Below are 19,140 nucleotides of genomic sequence, written 5' to 3' on the forward strand. Positions count from 1 at the left end.
AAAGGACTGCTCCCAGTCCTTTTTTGTTTGAATTAATGGCCAGTAGGAAATCCATTTTTCAAAATAGTCATGATCGTGAACCATCCAAAAACAAGAAATGTCCCTGCGCCAAATAATAAGCCTAGTCCATTTTTGTTTTTAAGAGCAGATAATGTGCCATATCCAGCAAGTATTGCTACTAAGCCAAAAATGATCATTAATCCCATTGTATAGCCCCCTTTAAGTTTTTAATTATCAGTTCTTAAGCTTTGTTAGATATGGATCTAACATTCATTATGATTATACCCATAATGAAAATCGTCAATCTCTATGTAAGATTTTAATATCATTGCATCCGTTTTTATTTTATAGGTTTTGTTCAAGTTTGTCGAGGTCTAATCATGACACTTCCATGAATTTTACAGAGGTTCTTGGGAAAGAGCTTGAAAACAAGCGTTGCACCAATTACGATGTTATATGTAAGATAGTAGTGTATTTTAATAAATGGAGGTGTATAGATTGAACTGGGAAAAGTTGCCACTTGGTCCGTTACAAACAAATTGTTATGTACTAGCAAACAGCAAGAAAAATTGTATCATCGTTGATCCAGGAGAAGAAGGAGTGCGGTTAACCAATCATCTTCAACAAAGAAAGCTAACACCGCAAGCGATTCTTTTAACTCATGCCCATTTTGATCATATTGGGGCAGTTGATTATATACGAAATGCTTACAATATTCCCGTCTATCTACATAATAAAGAAAAGAACTGGCTTATCGATCCCACTTTAAATGGCTCCCATTTATTTATGATGGGGGAAATTAAGATTAAGGAAGCAGATCATCATTTCAGTTCAGAATGTGAAATGACAGTAGGGGATTTTATATTTGAAGTGTTTGAAACACCAGGACATTCACCTGGCAGTGTTTCTTTCTATTTTAAGGATGATGGAGTGGTTGTGTCAGGAGATGCTCTTTTTCAGGGCAGCATCGGAAGAACGGATCTTCCGGGCGGGGATCATACGCAATTAATGAAAAGTATTCATGACAAATTACTCGTTTTACCTGAAGAAACTCAAGTGCTTCCAGGACATGGGCAGCCTACGACGATTGGGGAAGAAATGGATAGCAATCCATTCCTTAATGGTTTTTAAAGACAATTACCTCTTTTTTTGCGATAAGAAAAGCCCTTCTCAAAGGAGAAGGGCTTTTCTAGGGGATGTTCTATTCATTCAATGGGAGGGGATAAGTTTTAGCTACTATTAAAAGGATATTATAAAGTTTTCACTGTGTCAATAGTGTAAAACGAAAGGGGGAAAACGATGCTCTCATATGTAAAAGAATTAATTAAAGCTCGACCGGAGCAGATGATTACCTATGCGGAGTTGATCGGAGAAGCGCTCTATCATCCACAATGGGGCTATTATATGAAACAAGGTGAAAAAGTTGGTAAAAAGGGAGACTTTATTACAACGAGTAATGTTTCCGATATATACGGCCGCATTATGGCAAAATGGTTCTTGAAGCTGAAAGCAGAACGGCAGTTGCCTGGAGTTGTATGTGAGCTCGGAGCTGGAAACGGTCGTTTTGCAGCGGCTTTTATTGCGGAATGGAATAAAAGCTGTGATGAGCACTTGTCATATTATGTTGTAGAGACAAGCCCCTATCATCGAAAACTTCAAAAAGAACTACTTGGTACAAGTATCCAGCAGGTTGAAAGTATAGATGCCCTAAAGCCTTTTAACGGTTTCATTTTTTCAAATGAATTATTCGATGCCCTTCCTGTTCATGTTGTCGAGTGTCATCATGATCTTCTTTTTGAAGTGATGATCACGGTTGAAAACGATCAATTAATGGAAAAACGAATTCCTTTAAATAATAACGAGATTGGAATGTTTATGAAGCAAAGTAAGCTCAAGCTAAATCATAAGCAAAGAATTGAAATACCTTTAGCAATGGGAAGAATGATTGCTCGCATGGCAGATGTAGTTGAGAGCGGCTGGTTTGTGACAGTGGACTACGGCTATAGTGATGAAGAATGGGGAGAGGCGTTTCATCGTGAGGGAAGCTTAAGAGGATATTATCAGCATGAACAAATACGAGATGTTTTGAAATTTATTGGTGAGATGGATATTACAAGTCATGTTCATTTCGATTCACTAATACGAATTGGCGAAAAACATGGATTGGAATTTGTCAGTAAGCAAAGACAGGACCAGTTTTTAATATCGATTGGGATTCTTCAGGAGTTGGAGAATCATGTTGATCCTAATCCTTTTTCAGAAGTTAGCCGCCGCAATCGTGCCATTAGGAGCCTCATTATGCCTTCAGGAATGAGTGCCTATTTTCACGTTGTAGTACAAAAAAAAGGTATATAAAAAAGCGATGGTATTCCATCGCTTTTTTATATTAAATATGAGATAAGTGCCTGCTTCGCTTTTAGTGGCCCGCTCCAGGAGTCATTAGGAATGTCGTATAGTAGGTAAATCCTACAAAAAAGACAGTTAAGTATGCCCCAAAAATATAAATATACATACGCTCAGTTAGTTTTAGGTAGCTTAACAATACGAAAAATCCTGTTTGACCAAAGAAAATTAGAGATGTTATGTACATATCGCCCAAGAAAAACATAACGGCAAAGATGCCAGTCCAGAATCCCATTACTCTGTACATACGATCCATAGATATATCCTCCCTTTTCCTATAAGTCCATCACTACCATATTATAAGTAAACGGCAATGAAAAGTAAATATTAGTTTGTTTCAAAAAAGTGAACGCATACATGTATGTAGCAAAATCTAGCTTCAGCAAAAAATGTCAGAAGGCTAGATTTTGTTGGGTTTGAATATAGTGCACCTATGATTCATCTTGTGGTGGAACATTGAAAAGGATACTCCTAGTTTGAAACTAATGCATGATAAGAGCAGGAGTTGCATCCGTGCAGCATATTTTCTTTTTCTATTAATTCTACTGAGTCAAAAAGAGCTTCAAACATTCCTCTTAAGAATTCATAGTGTGTCTCACAGATCGTTTTTGTATGCTCTTCTGCGACTTCTTTAAATGGACAATTAAAAATTTGGAAAAATATTTTGGTATTATCTTCGTTCGTTTCAAATTCTGGATAGAAGCCTGCCATCGTCGCTGCACTTTTAAGGAAATGCAGCTTTTGTTCAAATGATAATTGATCACTTTCTTGGTTGCGCTTCATCTCTTGCTCGATCATTTCAGTTCCAAATTTTTTCCCTGTTGCATACAAAGCTATTTTACCAGCTTCACCAAGACCTACAAAAGTTTCCATAGCAATTTTTGAAAGCAATTAGTAATCTCTGAAAGGAAAATTCAATTGAATAACATCTTCAGAGAGACGATACAATCTGCTCGGTCTTCCGCCTTTGCCTGTTTTCTTTGTTTCTGACATCAGCATATTGACGTCTTCAAGCTTTGATAAATGTAGTCTTGCCACATTCGGATGGATGTTGAAATTATCTGCAATTTCTTGAACGGTTACATCTTGATGCCTTTTTGTAATGTATTGGTAAATATAGTAACGAGTTGGATCAGATAGTACGTTCGTTATTTTTAATGTCTTCTCCACAAATTTCACCTCGAGGCGCATGATTTATTCCATTATAATACAGTAATCATTAGTTAACACTGTAATCACTATAAGTTTAGAAAATGTTCACATTTACATGTCAAAATCATGAACAGATCTTTATTAATTATAGGTCAGTGTTGATTTTTGGATCATTTTCTCTGGTGCTGAGGATCTGGTCATAAAGGCTTTAGTCGTTGGGCAATGAACATGCGGCTGAAATTATAGACATTTTGTGAACTGGCAATTTTTTTGCAGGAAATGTGAGAATAACGTCGAATTAGCTAAAGTATATCAATAAAAGGTGGTGTTATTATAGTTGAAATCAATTGAAATGATTGCCGACAAAATTGTAAGTGATGCGGTTAAAAACCATGCATCAGACATTCATATTATTCCTCGGAGAGACGATACGCTAATCCAATTAAGAATGGCGAACAGATTAATTCCAAGATTTCATTTGCCAAAGGAAGATTGTGAAAGGTTGGTCTCCCACTTTAAATTTACCGCATCGATGGATATCGGTGAAAAAAGACGTCCCCAAAGCGGAGCATTTTCTGTTAAAGTAAATCAGAAATATGTTGGACTGCGCTTGTCCACATTGCCTGCCAATCAAAAAGAAAGCCTCGTGATTCGCCTTCTCCCTCAACAGCAACAAATTCCCTTTTATAAAATTTCCCTTTTTCCTGCAGCAACGATGAAACTTCTAGCGCTCTTAAACCATGCACACGGTTTAATCCTTTTTACTGGACCGACTGGTTCTGGAAAAACAACGACATTGTACTCCTTATTAGACGAATCCTCCCACATTTTTAACCGCAGTGTTATCACACTAGAAGATCCCATTGAGAAAGAAAATGAATCAGTTTTGCAAGTTCAAGTGAATGAAAAAGCAGGAGTAACCTATTCAACCGGTTTAAAAGCCATATTACGCCATGATCCCGATATCATTATGGTGGGGGAAATTAGGGATAGTGAAACGGCAAAGATTGCGGTTAGAGCTGCGCTTACAGGACATTTAGTCCTAAGCACGATGCACACACGAGATGCTAAAGGAGCTATTTATCGTTTATTTGAATTTGGGGTTGAACGAATTGAAGTAGAGCAAACACTTGTTGCGGTTGCTGCACAAAGGCTGGTGGAATTGGAGTGTCCATATTGTGAAAGTGATATTTGTTCACCCTATTGCTTTTCTAGCAGTCAATTAAAAAGAGCGAGTATTTTTGAGCTACTGACCGGGAGAGAGTTAATGCGTGTCATACACGGACAAGAAACGAATTCTTATAAAAATCTGAAAAGCATTATTAATAAGGGAATTGCTTTAGGTTATATTAAGGAATCTGAATATGAAAGATGGATCATAGATGAAGAATCATAAATGGAGAATGAAGGAACAGGCAGCATTTTTAAGGAAGACAGGTGAGCTTTTAGAGCGAGGCTATCCGTTGGCAGAAGCGATCCGTTCATTAACCTATCAAATGAAAAGCAGGCAAAAGGAAGACATTGCTCAAGCGTTACTCCATTTACGAGAAGGCCATCCTTTTCATCAAATTCTTCACAAGTTAGGCTTCAATCAAACATTAGTTGGATATGTTTATTTTGCTGAGGAACACGGTTCATTGGCTGATGCATTTCGTGAAGGCAGCACGATGATTCTTAAAAGACAAGACGACGTTGAAAAGCTAAAAAAACTGCTTGTCTATCCAACGATACTGATTGCCGTCACTTTATTTCTTTTTTTCTTTGTGGAAAAAGTATTGCTCCCCCAATATATCTTGTTGTTCAGCTCCATGAATTTAAAACCTAACATATTCATGAGAATGGTTTCGTTTATCGGAGAAGCTTCTCCATTCTTCGTCATCCTTCTTTTACTATGTTTGCTCCTCTTACTTAGCTATTACTTCATGACTTTTAGAAGACTTCTTCCCCTCAAGCAAAGAGCGCTTATTGCTAACATTCCATTTTTCGGCTCATTCTATCGTTTGTTCACAACGCATTATTTCAGTGTGCAGCTCAGCTATTTACTAGCTGGCGGCCTTTCTATTCATGAAGCACTGAAAGTGTTTGAAAAATATGTGCAAAGCCCGTTTTATAAGCAAATTGGGCAAGAGATGCAGCTTTTTTTAATGAGAGGGGAATCATTTGAGGCCGTTTTAACGCATTATGATTTCTTTGCAGGAGAGCTGTCGTTCATTGTTAAACATGGTCAGGAAAATGGGAAGCTCTCAGAGGAACTTCTTTTCTTCAGCAAGCATTGCCTTGAGAAGCTGGAGAATAAAACAGAAAAAGCGTTTAAAATTGTTCAACCAATCCTATATTCACTCATCGGACTTATTATTGTTTCGATGTATTTAGCGATACTGTTACCAATGTTTCAACTGCTGGATGGATTTTAGAAAGGAGTATTTTTGATGAAAAAAATTTTAAAACAGGATGGCTTTACCTTAATTAAGGCAAAAGATAGTCAGGATCGATGTTTAGCTGTCAAAAAAATACACGAGCAAAATGCGTTCACATTAATAGAAATGATGATCGTTCTTCTTGTCATTACCGTCTTATTAATAATTACAATTCCCAATATTACGAAGCATAATTCTACCATCAATACGAAAGGCTGTAAGGCTTTGGTAAAGATGGTGGAGGCACAAGTACAAGCATATGAAATGGATAAAAAAACAGTGCCTACTAGTATGGAGGTTTTACAATCGGAAGGATACCTAAATGAAGAGCAGGCGACGTGTTCAAATGGAGCTCGAATTACGATTGATGCAAAAGGCGAGGTAAAGGTTACAAGTGGGACTTAAAAAGATGAAGGGTAAGGAGCAGGGGTTTACCATGCTGGAGGCGTTGTTTGTGTTGAGTATATTTTTGCTCATGATATCTATCTCATTTCTTTCCTTAAAGCCCCATCATTTCCAACAAGAGAAACAGTTGTTTTTCTCACAGCTAAAGGCTGATTTTCTTTATGCACAACAATATGCAATCACCAATCAAAAGCTTGTAAGAGTCAATTTCATAACCGCGGAAAATTATTATTATATACGAAAGCAAAATGGTGAACTTCTTCTCAAACGGGAATACGCAGATAACATCATGGTCAGAGCTGGTTCGCAAAATCTCCACTTTTATTATCATTCGAATGGAAATATTAGCACGATCGGGGCCATTTACATTTACATTGGGGAAGATGCTTATCAGCTTATGTTCCAATTAGGTCGGGGGCGGTTCTATGTTAAAAGGATGTAGAGGCTTTTTCTTAGCTGAACTTTTTCTCTCCCTAACGGTCTGGATGTTAATGTGTCTTACACTTCTTCCTTTATATTTACATGTTAGTAAGCAATCGTTAGATATCCAAAAGGAAATCTCTGCAACTCATTTAATGTACGAGGTGCTTCAACACTATCTACAGGACGGTTTTATGGAAAGTGGCATAATCCATAGAGAAAATGAATCTTTCCGTATTCATTGGGAGACAGGATTGAATTCTCCGATAAAGGTGTGTATTAAATATGAAAACTCTTTTGCAGAAGAGAGGGAGAAATGCGAACGACTTGAGTGAGAGTGGTTTCACGATGCTAGAGATGCTTTTTTCATTCTCGATCTTTTGTTTAATGATCTCCTTCCTGCCGCTATTATTTCAAATTATTTTTTATGATCATGCGGTGGAGGCTAGAATTCAGAAAATGGAATGGGAGTTATTTATCAGTCAAACGAAGAAGGATATTCAATCAAGTGATCACGTTGAGGTAGTAAATGGTGAATTAATTTTAATAAAGGGAGAAGAGAGCATTTCCTATCAAAAATATCAAAATGTTTTAAGAAAACAGGTAAATAGGAAAGGACATGAGGTTGTTCTTCAAAATGTTGCTTCTGTCACTTTTTCAAAGGAGGAAAACGCAATCACAATAGAAGTGAAAGACTTATTTCACCACTTTAATCAGGCGACGATCTTTTCTTTTATTAGCTCTGTAGAGAATGGGGTTGAAGAAGAATGAATGCACGAGGATTTACCTTTCCTGTAACCCTTTGTATTTTGCTTTTATTTTCATCCTTTTTAGCTGTTCACTTTCAGCAATATGTGATGGAAAAAAGATTTCAATTTGAACTTGCGGAGTTTGAGAGAAACCAATTTATGTTTCTCCAATCTTTAAAAAAGGTTGAAATATTGTTAATTACAGAAGAGCAATTTAAGAAAACGGGGCAATTCCATTATGAAAACGGCACTGTTACGTACCAAATCGAAGAACTTGACCCTGAGCAACTGCAAATTTCATTTCGATTATTTACTTCATCTCAAGGGGAACTTACAGGAGTAGGGTATTTTGATCAGGAACTGCAAAAAATGGTGAAATGGACGGAACGAAACTAAGCTCTTTAGCAAATTTCTGTCTACTTTGTTGTTGGTGGTAATAGAATATTTATTTTCGGATATACTGCTACTGACAATGAGTCTGTTAGGAGTGCCGATAAAGTGAAAACAAATGATTATGTAAAGTATATTACAGAAACAGTCGTGAAATATATTGACCAGCCAAAAGACGAGCGAATAAAGATTAAGCAAGAAAGAAAAGGTGGCAAGGCAAGCTTTTGGTACCGTTGGTTTGGTCTCCTGCCGTATGCATTTATAAGCATGAAGAAGAAAAGAAGATAAAGTCCCATTGAAGCAAGGGACTGGAGAATGAACGCATTTTATACCATTCGATTTTTTGCTGCCTTTTGCTGACAAGCTGTGTACATCACTTATATACTTATATAGTGGTGTACTTTTTTGTTTGCGTTGGTTCTAAACTGATCGCATGTTCTACTACAACCTTAAGTGAAACGATGAGAGTTTGAAATATGTACTCTCGAAATGATTGAATGAATGGGTGCAGCGGCAAATCGTATTGGAGCAATATATTATCGAACATATAATTTGTTATGCGAAAAAATGCCATTTTTCCCATAAAAGGATAGATGAAATGGAAGTGTTCGTCTATCCTTTTTCTATGTTTTAATAAAATGTGTCTGTTTCAATTTTAATGACATAACTTAATTATTGATTTAAATAAAAAATTTGCGTAGCTTTTTCCTTATACTGCCCGATCGGTCAAATAAAAGAGACCTCCATTGACGATAGAAATTTTCACATTAGGCTCGTATTGGTCTTGAAGGGCCTTTTTTTCATTCTCATATGTTTCGCCTTTTTCATCAACTTCTATTTCCTCGTAAAAATGTTCCAGCAGTTGTAAATCTTTATTCCAACGCTCCCTTGCTTCCACAGCCCAATTGTCATCCTCCTGTTCAATTTCTCTCACTAATTGATTTTTAATTCTTGAAACACCGCTTTTCGGCATGATAAGCGGTGAAAGAGTAAATGAATAATCAGGGATTTTCGGTGTAAGTTGTAAATTTAGAAGACGATCATGGAAATTTTCTACAATTTGTCCATTGATAAGCTGCAAACCAAGTGATTTAAACACATCCCTTTTTCGATCACATTGATAAGAGATGCGAACATTAAGACCTAGCCACGGTTTTAATGGAACTTGCTGACCTGATGTAAAGCGATGATTTTCGTATAAACGAATGTAAGCAGCCAAGTTTTTCGTTGATTGAAAGATTTGGTGAAGGCGAGGGGAGCCAAAATGAATGACTTCTCCTTTAATATGCTCTGGCGCTGCTTCTTGATTGGTGATAAAGGTCAGTTTCATCGGATTGGGTACTCCACCTGTTTTTTCTAGATAATGCCAGTAAAACGGTCGATTCATCAGTTCCTTGTCTAATTCAATCGTTAATTGCACCGTCATATACCCTTTTTCTTCCTCGATAATCTCACAGCCGTTGGCCTGAAAATAATTTTTAAGAAACCGTTGAATTTCCTGCTGCTGCATTCGTTTCACTCCCCTTCATTTCTTCGGCAAATTGAATCATTGAAGCAAGATTATCCATCTTAATTTTCATTTCTCCTTCTGAGGTAGAGTGGCCGAAGATATCGATTAAGTAATCCTCAAAGTTGCCGAACTCAAGCTTGGAGAGAATATCATCAAGTTCGCCCACGACTTTTTCAAATAAAGAAATTTTTTCGTGCAGAAGCTTTAATACATGCTCTTCCACCGTTCCTTTAGTTGCGAAGTTATAGATGTGAACATCCTTCTCTTGACCAAGGCGATGAACCCGGCCAATTCTTTGTTCGAGCCGCATCGGATTCCAGGGTAAATCAAAGTTGATGATATGATGACAAAATTGAAGGTTAATCCCTTCTCCACCTGCTTCTGTCGCGATTAATACCTGTGCGTGTTTTTGGAACAATTCGCGCATCCAATCCTTTTTTCCGCGCTTAAATCCACCTCTAAATGGAACGGAAGTAATGCCATTTTGTTTTAAAAACCATTGAAGATACATTTGCGTTGCCCTATATTCAGTAAAAATGATCACTTTATCATCAATATTTCGAATCAGCTCGAGAGCCTTTTCTGCTTTTGAATTCCTTTGGATTGCCTGTACCTTTTCCGCGAGTGTTTGAATTTGCTGCTCGTATGCAGGACTTGGTGACTCCTGTTTCGCAAGCATGTTTTTCAAAGTTACGAAGACAGCTTCACGGCTGCTGCATGCTTCCCTTTGCAACGTCATGATTGAAAAAGCGCTCGTCGCCATCCAATTATCCTCACTCCTTAGCTCAGAAATGGCATCATACAATTGCTGTTCTTCCTGTGAAAACTCGATAGGAATTGTTTCTACATGCCGATCAGTCCATTCAATGCCGGTGTCTGCTCTGCGATTGCGAATCATCACTTTATTGACTAATTGTTTTAAATGCTCATTATCATCTAATGAACGTGAATTTCTTTTATATTTTTCATAAAAAGCGGACTCATTCCCTAAATGTCCAGGTTTTAATAGGGAGACAAGATTAAAGATTTCACTTATGCGATTTTGGATAGGAGTGGCTGTTAATAAAAGACAAAATTTCTTTTTTAAACTTTGGACAAATTCATAGTTTTTCGTTTTATTATTTTTTAGTTTATGAGCTTCATCGATAATAATTAAATCATAATCCTGTTGGAAAATGATGTCGCGATGAGGATTGCGCTTGGCTGTGTCGATCGATGATACGACGACATCATATTGCTCCCAAACGTAGCTTTTCTTTTGGGCGACTGCTGGAATATAAAATTTACTCGTTAGTTCATTGGCCCATTGTGTGACAAGGGATGCAGGGACTAAAATTAAGGCTTTTTTTACGAGCCCTCTAATCATATATTCTTTTAAGATTAGGCCTGCTTCGATCGTTTTTCCTAATCCGACCTCATCGGCTAATATGGCTTTCCCATTCATATCTTCCACAACTCGCTTTGCTACTTCAAGCTGATGCGGTAATGGTGTTAGCTGAGGGAGATGTTTTGGAGCCTGTAAGCCCTCAAAATCATCAATGACCGTGTGTTTTTCCACTTCGATTGCCAGTTTGTATAAGTCCCAATTCCCCCAAGGACCGTCATCTTCAATTTTTTGAAAAAAACCATCTGCCCATGATGTATCGAATTGTATTTCTACCGTCATAGTATTTGCTCCTTTTAACTCGTGTTTTCTGTGAATAAATGAAATGATTATGAACTCTTGTTTTCGAAACTTTGTCATATGTCAGTGATGACTTTTCGATTATTTTCTCTCTGATTCCATGGAAAACCTGTTTTCTTATGGCTTTTTAGCATAACTGAAAGGTATATGAAACCTTTGTTTCATACATAATGATTCTTAAATCACTTGCTCAACAATATCGTAGCTTTTCAGAAAAAGATATTGCCCTCATATTATGTACATGGTAGGATGTATTTGAAAGTTAGAAATTTTGTCACATGTTGACTATAAGCGAACGAATATGTTTTTTTTAGGATAAACAATCGTTATGATATGAATGAATATATGCGCAAAACAACAAAATGTTCGTTTTTATGTGATACCTCTTTTGTAATGATCTCGATTTATTCGTATTAACTCGTACTTTATAGTATGACCAACTGGGAAAATTTTATAAACGCGGATGAGAACAAGGGGAGAGACTACGTTGTAGCGCCGAAGGAGCAAGCATGAATTTGTGAATCTCTCAGGCAAAAGTACACTTGTTTGACGCAACTCTGGAGAGTGCTTCGACAGGAAGAATGAAGCCACCAAAGGGGAAAGCTTACGGGGTGTTCATACAGCATGAAGACTCAAGTAAGTAAACTTTCAGGTGCCAGGACAGAGACCTTTCTTTTATGAAAAGGGGGAGCTCTGTCCTTTTTTTCTTGGACAGAGATATAACGTTTGATTTTGAAAATGGTCTAGCACCAGCGCCAATCGCCTAGCAAATTTCAGGTCCTTTCACTGCGATAAGTCAACTATGAATCGCTTCACGATTCAAGTTTCCTTTATCTAAAGTCGAAGCTCTTCCAGTTTGTACGGCGATGAGCAAGGCGCTTCCGCTTTTCGATTAAATTTCGCTTTTTTAAGCGGGTTTTGATAAATACCAAGTAAAAATAAGAAAGGGGATCATGTAATGTCTGAGCTAAAGCGCACTCCTTTATTTGAGGTTTACAAACAATATGGGGGAAAAACAATTGATTTTGGCGGATGGGACCTTCCTGTACAGTTTTCCAGCATTAAAGAGGAACATGAAGCTGTTCGAACTAAGGCAGGATTATTTGATGTCTCTCATATGGGGGAGATTGAAGTTAAAGGTCCAAACAGTCTTTCTTATCTGCAAAAAATGATGACAAATGATATTTCAAAGTTGAGTGCTGGTGGTGCTCAATATACCGCTATGTGCTATGAAAATGGTGGCACAGTGGATGATTTACTCGTTTACAAACTAGGGGAAGATGATTATTTACTCGTGGTAAATGCGGCAAATATTACGAAAGATTATAATTGGCTAGAGAAGCATGTCGATGAAGGGGTTACGCTCAAAAATATCTCTGAGAGCATGGCTCAGCTAGCATTACAGGGACCAATAGCAGAAAAGGTATTGCAAAAGCTGGCAAAGGAAGACCTAAGTAAGATTGGCTTCTTTAAGTTCCAGCTTGAAGTGGAAATAGCAGGAAAGAAAACGCTTGTCTCTAGAACTGGCTACACTGGTGAGGATGGCTTTGAAATCTATTGCGCGAGTGAAGATGCTGTTCTGATTTGGAATGAAGTTTTAGCAGCCGGACAAGATGACGGAGTTTTGCCATGCGGCTTAGGGGCAAGAGATACGTTGCGTTTCGAGGCAACTTTAGCTCTTTATGGTCAAGAGCTTTCACCGCGAATTTCACCGTTAGAAGCTGGGATTGGATTTGCCGTAAAGCTTAATAAAGAAGCTGATTTCTTTGGAAAAGAAGCGTTAAAGAAGCAAAAAGAGTCCGGTGTTCCTCGTACATTAGTTGGTATTGAGATGATCGAAAGAGGAATTCCACGCCATGGCTATCCAGTTTATATCGATGATCAAAAAATTGGCGATGTGACTACTGGTACTCAATCACCTACATTAAAGAAAAATATTGGCTTGGCACTTATTGAAAGTAAATTTGGTGCGCCTGATACAGAAGTGGCAGTTGAAATTCGCGGCAAGAAAGTAAAAGCGAAAGTGATCCCAACTCCATTTTATAAACGAACTCGTTCTTAAAAGGAATGAAAACTAAATTTGCCAGGAAAAGAAAGGGGAATCCGCAATGAAGCATCGTTACTTACCGATGACTGAAGCCGACCAAAAAGAAATGCTTGATACGATCGGTGTTTCTTCCATTCAGGAGCTTTTTGATGATATTCCGAAAAGTGTTCAATTTAAGGGAAACTATAATATTAAAGCAGCAAAATCGGAATCTGCACTATTGAAAGAATTGACTCGATTAGCTAATAAAAATGCTGATTTAAAGTCTCATTCTAGTTTTCTAGGAGCAGGTGTATATGATCATTATATGCCTGTTATCGTCGATCACGTATTATCACGTTCAGAATTTTATACAGCCTATACACCGTATCAGCCAGAGATTTCTCAAGGTGAATTACAAGCCATTTTTGAATTTCAGACGATGATCTGTGAACTGACAGGAATGGATGTTGCCAACTCTTCTATGTATGATGGTGGAACGGCTCTCGCCGAAGCAGCCATGCTTAGTGCAGGTCAAACACGCAGAAAGAAAGTACTGGTCTCCAGCGCGGTTCATCCAGAATCAAAAGAAGTCGTGAAGATGTACGCAATGGGACAATATATCGAAGTCATTGAAGTTCCGCAAAAGGATGGGATTACCGATCTGGAAGCGTTACAGTCAATGGTTGATTCGGATACTGCAGCAGTGATTGTGCAATACCCAAATTTCTTTGGCCGACTTGAGCCGCTGGCAGAGATAGAAGAGGTTGCCCACGAACAAAAAGCGATGTTTGTTGTCTCTAGTAATCCATTAGCTCTTGGTGCCTTAACTCCTCCTGGAAGGTTTGGTGCAGACATTGTTGTAGGGGATGCGCAGCCATTTGGTATTCCTACAGCATTCGGTGGTCCGCATTGTGGTTATTTTGCTGTCACGAGCAAATTGATGAGAAAAGTACCAGGCCGTTTAGTTGGACAAACGACTGACGATGAAGGAAGAAGAGGGTTTGTTCTTACTCTTCAAGCGCGTGAGCAACATATTCGTCGTGATAAGGCAACGTCAAATATCTGTTCGAATCAAGCGTTGAATGCATTAGCTGCATCTGTAGCGATGACCGCTTTAGGAAGAAAAGGCGTGAAGGAAATGGCGCTACAAAACATCCAGAAAGCCCATTATGCAAAGAAGGTCTTGCAAGAAAAAGGGTTGGAGATTGTTTTTGACGGTCCATCCTTTAATGAGTTTGTCGTAAAGGTTTCAAATCCTGTGAAAGAAATGAATCAAGCCCTCCTGCAAAAAGGAATTATCGGTGGTTACGATCTAGGTCGTGATTACCCTGAGCTCGAACAGCACATGTTAGTAGCGGTTACAGAGTTGAGAACGAAAGAAGAGATCGATACATTTGCGCAAGAAATGGGGGATTTCCATGCATAAAGAAGATCAAGCCCTTATATTTGAACTTAGCAAGCGAGGCAGAGTTGGTTACAGCCTTCCAGAAATGGATGTTCCAGAGGTTGATGTGAACGAGCTTTTACCGGAAGGCTATTTACGAGCGGAAGAAGCGGAATTACCGGAAGTATCGGAGCTCGACATTATGCGTCACTACACTGCGTTATCGAAGCGAAATCATGGGGTCGATTCTGGTTTCTATCCACTCGGTTCTTGTACGATGAAATACAATCCGAAAATTAATGAAAATGTAGCTCGCTTTAATGGCTTTGCTCATATTCATCCATTGCAGGATGAGAGCTCTGTCCAAGGTGCCTTGGAGCTTATGTATGACCTTCAAGAGCATTTAATTGAAATCACAGGCATGGATGAAGTTACGTTACAGCCTGCAGCTGGTGCCCATGGAGAATGGACTGGCTTAATGATGATTCGCGCTTATCATGAAGCAAACGGAGATACGAAACGAACGAAGGTGATTGTTCCTGACTCTGCACATGGAACAAACCCTGCATCCGCAACGGTAGCTGGTTTTGAGACGGTAACAGTGAAGTCAAATAAGCACGGATTAGTAGATTTGGAAGATTTACGAAACGTAGTTGGAGAAGATACAGCAGCATTGATGCTGACAAATCCTAATACTTTAGGTCTATTTGAAGAAAATATCGTAGAGATGGCTGAAATTGTCCACGGAGCCGGTGGGAAGCTATACTATGACGGTGCCAATTTAAATGCTGTGCTTTCAAAAGCAAGACCAGGTGATATGGGCTTTGATGTCGTCCATTTAAACCTTCATAAAACATTTACTGGCCCCCATGGTGGCGGTGGTCCAGGTTCAGGACCTGTAGGAGTGAAGGAAGATTTAATTCCGTTTTTACCGAAGCCTGTCGTCACGAAGCAGGGAGACGAATATGTACTGGATTATAACCGTCCGCACTCAATCGGTCGCGTTAAACCTTATTATGGTAATTTTGGAATTAATGTCCGTGCTTATACGTATATTCGCAGCATGGGTCCAGATGGGCTCAAAGCTGTAACAGAATATGCGGTACTAAATGCCAACTATATGATGAGAAGATTGGCGCCATTCTACGATCTTCCATTTGATAGACATTGTAAGCACGAGTTCGTCCTAAGCGGGAAGCGTCAAAAAAAGCTTGGGGTGAGAACATTGGATATTGCTAAGCGTCTCCTTGATTTTGGCTATCACCCACCAACGATTTATTTCCCGCTGAATGTGGAGGAGTGCATCATGATTGAGCCGACCGAAACGGAGTCAAAGGAAACGTTAGATGCCTTCTGTGACGCGATGATCCAAATCGCCAAAGAAGCGGAGGAGAATCCAGAAATTGTTCAAGAGGCTCCGCATTCTACAGTCGTAGGTCGTCTTGATGAAACAACGGCAGCGAGAAAACCGATCTTGCGCTATCAAAAACTATAATATAATTTTTAATAAAAGGTAGTGTGCTTAATATTGTTGTTGTATAATATTTCGACTATCTTATGCGAAATGCGAAACATCAAAAGCGTATTATCGTCCCAAATGAAAAGGAGCTTTGCCCATGTGCAAAGCTCTTTGTTTGTCTATTTTTTTGTTTTGATCTTGCCTGTCCATCTTTTAAATCCGCCTTTAAGTTGCGATAAATCTTTATAGCCTTTACGATGAAGGGTTTGCGCGGCACGGCTACTTCTCATGCCACTTTGGCAATATAAGTATACAGGCTTGTCAGGACGGATTTCTTTCATTCTCATTTTCATTTGAGAAAGGGGAATATTTCTTGCACCAAGAATATGTCCAGCCTCAAATTCGTTCGGTTCCCGAACATCAATCAATTGTGCTTTTCGATATCCTGCACGAAACTCTTCTTCAGTAAGAGTCTTAACAATCTTTCTTTGGTAGAGCCAGTTGATTATGCTATATACAAGAAATGCAACTGTCAATATTAGCAAAATATAAAATCCGTTCATATCCTTTCTCCTTCCACACAAATAATGTGCCAAATAATATTATATAGGTGATTTAATAAGATAGTAAAGGAAATTGGACAAATTTTTCGTTTCCTCTCCTGGGAAGTAAGCATCTGAGCAAAAAATACCACCATTCCTAAACAAAAAAACGACAAAAGGTAGCGAGAAGGGCTTCTCACTACCTTTTGTCGACAATCTGAGCAGTGTCTATTTCTTTTTTTTTTCGCACTGGTTTGTTATGCTATTATTCAGTGTCTACTATATCGACATGAATTTTCGTATTAAAGAAGAGGGTTACAAATGAAAAAAGAAATTTGGGGTTTTATCGATTCAGGAGATTGCTCTCCCTCCTTCAATATGGCATTAGATGAAGCATTGCTTGATTGGCACAGTGAGGGAAGCATTCCGCCGATTATCCGATTTTATGGATGGAACCCGGCTACTTTGTCAATTGGATATTTTCAAAGGGTAGAAAAAGAAATTAATATGCAAGCGGTTCGGAAGCATGAATTAGGCTTTGTTCGCAGACCGACAGGCGGTAGGGGTGTGCTGCATGAGCATGAGCTCACCTATAGTGTCATTGTCTCTGAGGACTACCCAGACATGCCTAAAACCGTTACAGAGGCATATCGTGTTATTTCAGAGGGGATCCTGCAAGGCTTTCAGCAATTAGGGATGGATGCGTATTTTGCTGTTCCAAAGACGGAGGAAGATAGAGAATCATTAAAAAATCCACGTTCTGCTGTTTGCTTTGATGCACCAAGTTGGTATGAGCTCGTTGTAGAAGGCAGAAAGGTTGCAGGAAGTGCACAGACGAGACAGAAAGGAGTTATCCTTCAACACGGTTCGATTCTCCTTGATCTAGATGAAGATAAGCTCTTTAGCTTATTTAACTATCCGAATGATAGAGTGAAAGAAAGAATGCAAAAGGCATTTAAAAATAAAGCTGTGGCCATTAATGAAATTAGTCAGCAAAAAGTGTCGCTGGAAGAAGCAAAACGCGCTTTTAAAACGGGGTTTGAAAATGGATTACAGATCGAACTGACACCATTTGAGTTATCACGGAAACAGCTTGACTCTGTCAATATGTTAGCAAAACGAAGATATGAAAGTGATGAATGGAATTTTAAAAGATAAACGGCATAAAGTTCGTTTTATCTTTTTCTTTTTTAACATGAATCTTTTGTCCTGGTTTATAAAAAGCGCAAGTGTTGAAATATGTTAAAATTTATCAATATATGCTGAAAACATCGGACGATCTCTCTTTTTCTCAAGTTTTTAATCGTTTTTGTGTTTGACAAAATTTATTTTTTTTGCTGCACACACAATATATAGTAGTGGTTTAAATATTTGACATACTATATATTGATTTTGTTGGAGCGGTGTGATAATTTAATAGTAATTTGAATTACAGCTAGATTTAACTAGTGTTCTTCTACCGATAATTCAATAGACTAAAAAGGATTTAATTTAAAGGAGTTGTGTGTATGTCTGTTGCGTTAGGACAAAAATTAAATATTGATGTGGAGCGTTTGAACAAGGACATCCGATTGTTTCCTCAAGTTCATCCCATTACCCCAGACATGAAAATTACCCATAAAGGTGTTTCTAGATTGGTTATGTTAGATCGCTACACTTTTAAGGATACAGAAAAAATTACGCTTACGAACGGGGATTTCGTCGTTCTGACTATTAAAGAGGATCCGAAATTTCCAGCTAGAGGCCTTGGTCAAATTTTACAGATTGATTGGGAAGAAAAAAGGGCTCAAGTTCTTGTAGATGAAGAGTATCGTGGTGTACTTGATGATCCAGAAGAAGCAAGCACTGGTGTTATCAATCGTTCACTAGATGTAATCGAAAAGCCGTTAGAGCTTTACTACGAACAAATTGCGAAACGCAACGCAACAGGCTTGGCATCTGTTGAAACAACGGAAGAAAAGAGACAAGAGTGGTTTGAGAAGTTCTATCAAGAACTTGTTCATTTAAATTTTATTCCGGCAGGGCGTGTTTTGTACGGTGCAGGTGCTGATACAGATGTAACGTATTTTAACTGCTACGTAATGCCTTTTGTTCAAGACTCGCGCGAGGGGATTTCCGAACACCGTAAGCAGGTGATGGAAATTATGAGCCGTGGCGGCGGCGTTGGAACAAACGGTTCTACTTTAAGACCGCGCAACACTCTGGCACGAGGTGTGAACGGAAAATCATCTGGTTCAGTATCTTGGTTGGATGATATAGCGAAACTTACACATTTAGTTGAACAAGGTGGATCCCGTTAAGACCATGGCGGGAGAAAAATCTCGCGAATTGCTGGAACACCCTTAGAGCCTTTTTTACTACAACGTGACTGGTGACGGTGAGCGTGAAGGTTTGAAAATAAAAAGGATTGGGCAATCAGCAGCCAAGTATCTTTGGAAACGAAGATAAAGGTTCAACGACTATTGAAACTTCCTAAAGCTCGGGTTAAGAGAGGCAACGGATGCTAGAGATATGGAAGAAGTAAACCGTAAGATACGGCGACGTTCTTATGGGGCGCGAGACAAGGAAGAATTAATTAAATCAACTCAACTCTAAA

Annotated in this window: 19 protein-coding genes, 2 pseudogenes and 1 riboswitch; of the genes and pseudogenes, 15 read left to right on the forward strand and 6 right to left on the reverse strand. The window is 38.6% G+C overall.

Annotated elements, in window-relative coordinates; all coding sequences use genetic code 11:
- Positions 1–32: 32 nt before the first annotated feature.
- Positions 33–206 carry a DUF2759 domain-containing protein gene (locus NST02_RS09750; protein WP_095306807.1) on the reverse strand — a complete coding sequence of 58 codons (174 nt, stop codon included), beginning with the start codon at positions 204–206 and terminating at the stop codon, positions 33–35.
- Positions 207–498: 292 nt separating this feature from the next.
- On the opposite strand from NST02_RS09750, the gene NST02_RS09755 reads away from it, so the two are divergent.
- On the forward strand, positions 499–1,131 hold the full coding sequence (locus NST02_RS09755; protein ID WP_095306806.1) for an MBL fold metallo-hydrolase: 633 nt from the start codon (positions 499–501) through the stop codon (positions 1,129–1,131).
- A 168-nt stretch (positions 1,132–1,299) separates the two neighbouring features.
- Complete coding sequence (locus NST02_RS09760) at positions 1,300–2,355, forward strand: class I SAM-dependent methyltransferase (RefSeq protein ID WP_340948839.1); 1,056 nt, start codon at positions 1,300–1,302, stop codon at positions 2,353–2,355.
- Between the two features lie 61 nt (positions 2,356–2,416).
- On the opposite strand, the gene NST02_RS09765 is transcribed toward NST02_RS09760, so the two are convergent.
- A complete protein-coding gene (locus NST02_RS09765) occupies positions 2,417–2,659 on the reverse strand; it encodes a DUF2626 domain-containing protein (RefSeq protein ID WP_095306804.1) in 243 nt (80 codons plus the stop codon).
- A 215-nt stretch (positions 2,660–2,874) separates the two neighbouring features.
- Positions 2,875–3,573: pseudogene (locus tag NST02_RS09770) on the reverse strand (helix-turn-helix transcriptional regulator).
- A 319-nt stretch (positions 3,574–3,892) separates the two neighbouring features.
- On the opposite strand from NST02_RS09770, the gene comGA reads away from it, so the two are divergent.
- From comGA to NST02_RS09810, 8 genes are all read left to right on the forward strand, one after another.
- Positions 3,893–4,951 carry a competence type IV pilus ATPase ComGA gene (gene comGA / locus NST02_RS09775; protein ID WP_340948843.1) on the forward strand — a complete coding sequence of 353 codons (1,059 nt, stop codon included), beginning with the start codon at positions 3,893–3,895 and terminating at the stop codon, positions 4,949–4,951.
- Positions 4,938–5,969, forward strand: a complete 1,032-nt coding sequence (gene comGB, locus NST02_RS09780; protein WP_340948845.1) for a competence type IV pilus assembly protein ComGB — start codon at positions 4,938–4,940, stop codon at positions 5,967–5,969. The genes comGA and comGB overlap by 14 nt, the downstream gene beginning before the upstream one ends.
- Before the next feature lie 12 nt (positions 5,970–5,981).
- A complete protein-coding gene (gene comGC, locus NST02_RS09785; RefSeq protein ID WP_280526654.1) occupies positions 5,982–6,377 on the forward strand; it encodes a competence type IV pilus major pilin ComGC in 396 nt (131 codons plus the stop codon).
- 4 nt (positions 6,378–6,381) lie between these two features.
- Positions 6,382–6,819: a competence type IV pilus minor pilin ComGD gene (gene comGD / locus NST02_RS09790; RefSeq protein WP_095306739.1), complete on the forward strand. Its 438-nt coding sequence runs from the start codon at positions 6,382–6,384 to the stop codon at positions 6,817–6,819.
- A complete protein-coding gene (locus tag NST02_RS09795) occupies positions 6,803–7,132 on the forward strand; it encodes a hypothetical protein (protein WP_095306738.1) in 330 nt (109 codons plus the stop codon). The genes comGD and NST02_RS09795 overlap by 17 nt, the downstream gene beginning before the upstream one ends.
- Complete coding sequence (gene comGF / locus NST02_RS09800; protein ID WP_268951611.1) at positions 7,083–7,568, forward strand: competence type IV pilus minor pilin ComGF; 486 nt, start codon at positions 7,083–7,085, stop codon at positions 7,566–7,568. Before NST02_RS09795 ends, comGF begins: the two co-directional genes overlap by 50 nt.
- A complete protein-coding gene (gene comGG, locus NST02_RS09805) occupies positions 7,565–7,942 on the forward strand; it encodes a competence type IV pilus minor pilin ComGG (RefSeq protein ID WP_095306736.1) in 378 nt (125 codons plus the stop codon). Before comGF ends, comGG begins: the two co-directional genes overlap by 4 nt.
- A gap of 102 nt (positions 7,943–8,044) precedes the next feature.
- The gene (locus NST02_RS09810; RefSeq protein ID WP_095306735.1) at positions 8,045–8,224 is read left to right on the forward strand and encodes a YqzE family protein; all 180 of its coding nucleotides are present in this window, start codon (positions 8,045–8,047) and stop codon (positions 8,222–8,224) included.
- 421 nt (positions 8,225–8,645) lie between these two features.
- Here NST02_RS09810 and NST02_RS09815 read toward each other — a convergent pair whose 3' ends face one another.
- Both NST02_RS09815 and NST02_RS09820 read right to left on the reverse strand, forming a co-directional pair.
- Entirely contained in the window at positions 8,646–9,446 is an 801-nt protein-coding gene (locus NST02_RS09815) for a YqhG family protein (protein WP_095306734.1), read from the reverse strand.
- Positions 9,415–11,112, reverse strand: a complete 1,698-nt coding sequence (locus tag NST02_RS09820; RefSeq protein ID WP_340948854.1) for a DEAD/DEAH box helicase — start codon at positions 11,110–11,112, stop codon at positions 9,415–9,417. Before NST02_RS09820 ends, NST02_RS09815 begins: the two co-directional genes overlap by 32 nt.
- A 481-nt stretch (positions 11,113–11,593) precedes the next feature.
- Positions 11,594–11,682: riboswitch (glycine riboswitch) on the forward strand.
- Between the two features lie 406 nt (positions 11,683–12,088).
- Between NST02_RS09820 and gcvT the strand changes: the two genes are divergently transcribed.
- Genes gcvT through gcvPB form a run of 3 tightly spaced genes read left to right on the forward strand, consistent with a single transcriptional unit; the run spans position 12,089 to position 16,038 of the window.
- The gene (gcvT, locus tag NST02_RS09825; protein ID WP_095306732.1) at positions 12,089–13,192 is read left to right on the forward strand and encodes a glycine cleavage system aminomethyltransferase GcvT; all 1,104 of its coding nucleotides are present in this window, start codon (positions 12,089–12,091) and stop codon (positions 13,190–13,192) included.
- Between the two features lie 46 nt (positions 13,193–13,238).
- The gene (gcvPA, locus tag NST02_RS09830; protein WP_095306731.1) at positions 13,239–14,585 is read left to right on the forward strand and encodes an aminomethyl-transferring glycine dehydrogenase subunit GcvPA; all 1,347 of its coding nucleotides are present in this window, start codon (positions 13,239–13,241) and stop codon (positions 14,583–14,585) included.
- Positions 14,578–16,038, forward strand: coding sequence for an aminomethyl-transferring glycine dehydrogenase subunit GcvPB (gene gcvPB / locus NST02_RS09835; protein ID WP_340948860.1), 1,461 nt, complete (start codon positions 14,578–14,580; stop codon positions 16,036–16,038). The genes gcvPA and gcvPB overlap by 8 nt, the downstream gene beginning before the upstream one ends.
- 143 nt (positions 16,039–16,181) lie before the next feature.
- Here the strand turns inward: gcvPB and NST02_RS09840 are convergent, their stop codons facing one another.
- Complete coding sequence (locus tag NST02_RS09840) at positions 16,182–16,565, reverse strand: rhodanese-like domain-containing protein (protein WP_095306729.1); 384 nt, start codon at positions 16,563–16,565, stop codon at positions 16,182–16,184.
- Positions 16,566–16,865: 300 nt separating this feature from the next.
- Here NST02_RS09840 and NST02_RS09845 point away from each other — a divergent pair, with 300 nt between their 5' ends.
- Together NST02_RS09845 and NST02_RS09850 are read left to right on the forward strand one after the other, a co-directional pair.
- A complete protein-coding gene (locus NST02_RS09845) occupies positions 16,866–17,702 on the forward strand; it encodes a lipoate--protein ligase family protein (protein WP_095306728.1) in 837 nt (278 codons plus the stop codon).
- A 350-nt stretch (positions 17,703–18,052) separates the two neighbouring features.
- Positions 18,053–18,841, forward strand: a pseudogene (locus tag NST02_RS09850) (ribonucleotide reductase N-terminal alpha domain-containing protein); the annotation flags it as partial.
- Positions 18,842–19,140 lie beyond the last annotated feature (299 nt).

The sequence above is a fragment of the Robertmurraya sp. FSL W8-0741 genome, assembly GCF_038004005.1.
GTDB lineage: Bacteria > Bacillota > Bacilli > Bacillales > Cytobacillaceae > Robertmurraya > Robertmurraya siralis.

Bases quoted from the DNA above. Each gene is read 5' to 3' on its own strand.
- NST02_RS09750 (WP_095306807.1), bottom strand. From the start codon at position 206: ATGGGATTAATGATCATTTTTGGCTTAGTAGCAATACTTGCTGGATAT.
- NST02_RS09760 (WP_340948839.1), top strand. From the start codon at position 1,300: ATGCTCTCATATGTAAAAGAATTAATTAAAGCTCGACCGGAGCAGATG.
- NST02_RS09765 (WP_095306804.1), bottom strand. From the start codon at position 2,659: ATGGATCGTATGTACAGAGTAATGGGATTCTGGACTGGCATCTTTGCC.
- comGB (WP_340948845.1), top strand. From the start codon at position 4,938: ATGAAGAATCATAAATGGAGAATGAAGGAACAGGCAGCATTTTTAAGG.
- comGD (WP_095306739.1), top strand. From the start codon at position 6,382: ATGAAGGGTAAGGAGCAGGGGTTTACCATGCTGGAGGCGTTGTTTGTG.
- NST02_RS09795 (WP_095306738.1), top strand. From the start codon at position 6,803: ATGTTAAAAGGATGTAGAGGCTTTTTCTTAGCTGAACTTTTTCTCTCC.
- comGF (WP_268951611.1), top strand. From the start codon at position 7,083: ATGAAAACTCTTTTGCAGAAGAGAGGGAGAAATGCGAACGACTTGAGT.
- comGG (WP_095306736.1), top strand. From the start codon at position 7,565: ATGAATGCACGAGGATTTACCTTTCCTGTAACCCTTTGTATTTTGCTT.
- NST02_RS09815 (WP_095306734.1), bottom strand. From the start codon at position 9,446: ATGCAGCAGCAGGAAATTCAACGGTTTCTTAAAAATTATTTTCAGGCC.
- NST02_RS09820 (WP_340948854.1), bottom strand. From the start codon at position 11,112: ATGACGGTAGAAATACAATTCGATACATCATGGGCAGATGGTTTTTTT.
- gcvT (WP_095306732.1), top strand. From the start codon at position 12,089: ATGTCTGAGCTAAAGCGCACTCCTTTATTTGAGGTTTACAAACAATAT.
- gcvPA (WP_095306731.1), top strand. From the start codon at position 13,239: ATGAAGCATCGTTACTTACCGATGACTGAAGCCGACCAAAAAGAAATG.
- gcvPB (WP_340948860.1), top strand. From the start codon at position 14,578: ATGCATAAAGAAGATCAAGCCCTTATATTTGAACTTAGCAAGCGAGGC.
- NST02_RS09840 (WP_095306729.1), bottom strand. From the start codon at position 16,565: ATGAACGGATTTTATATTTTGCTAATATTGACAGTTGCATTTCTTGTA.
- NST02_RS09845 (WP_095306728.1), top strand. From the start codon at position 16,866: ATGAAAAAAGAAATTTGGGGTTTTATCGATTCAGGAGATTGCTCTCCC.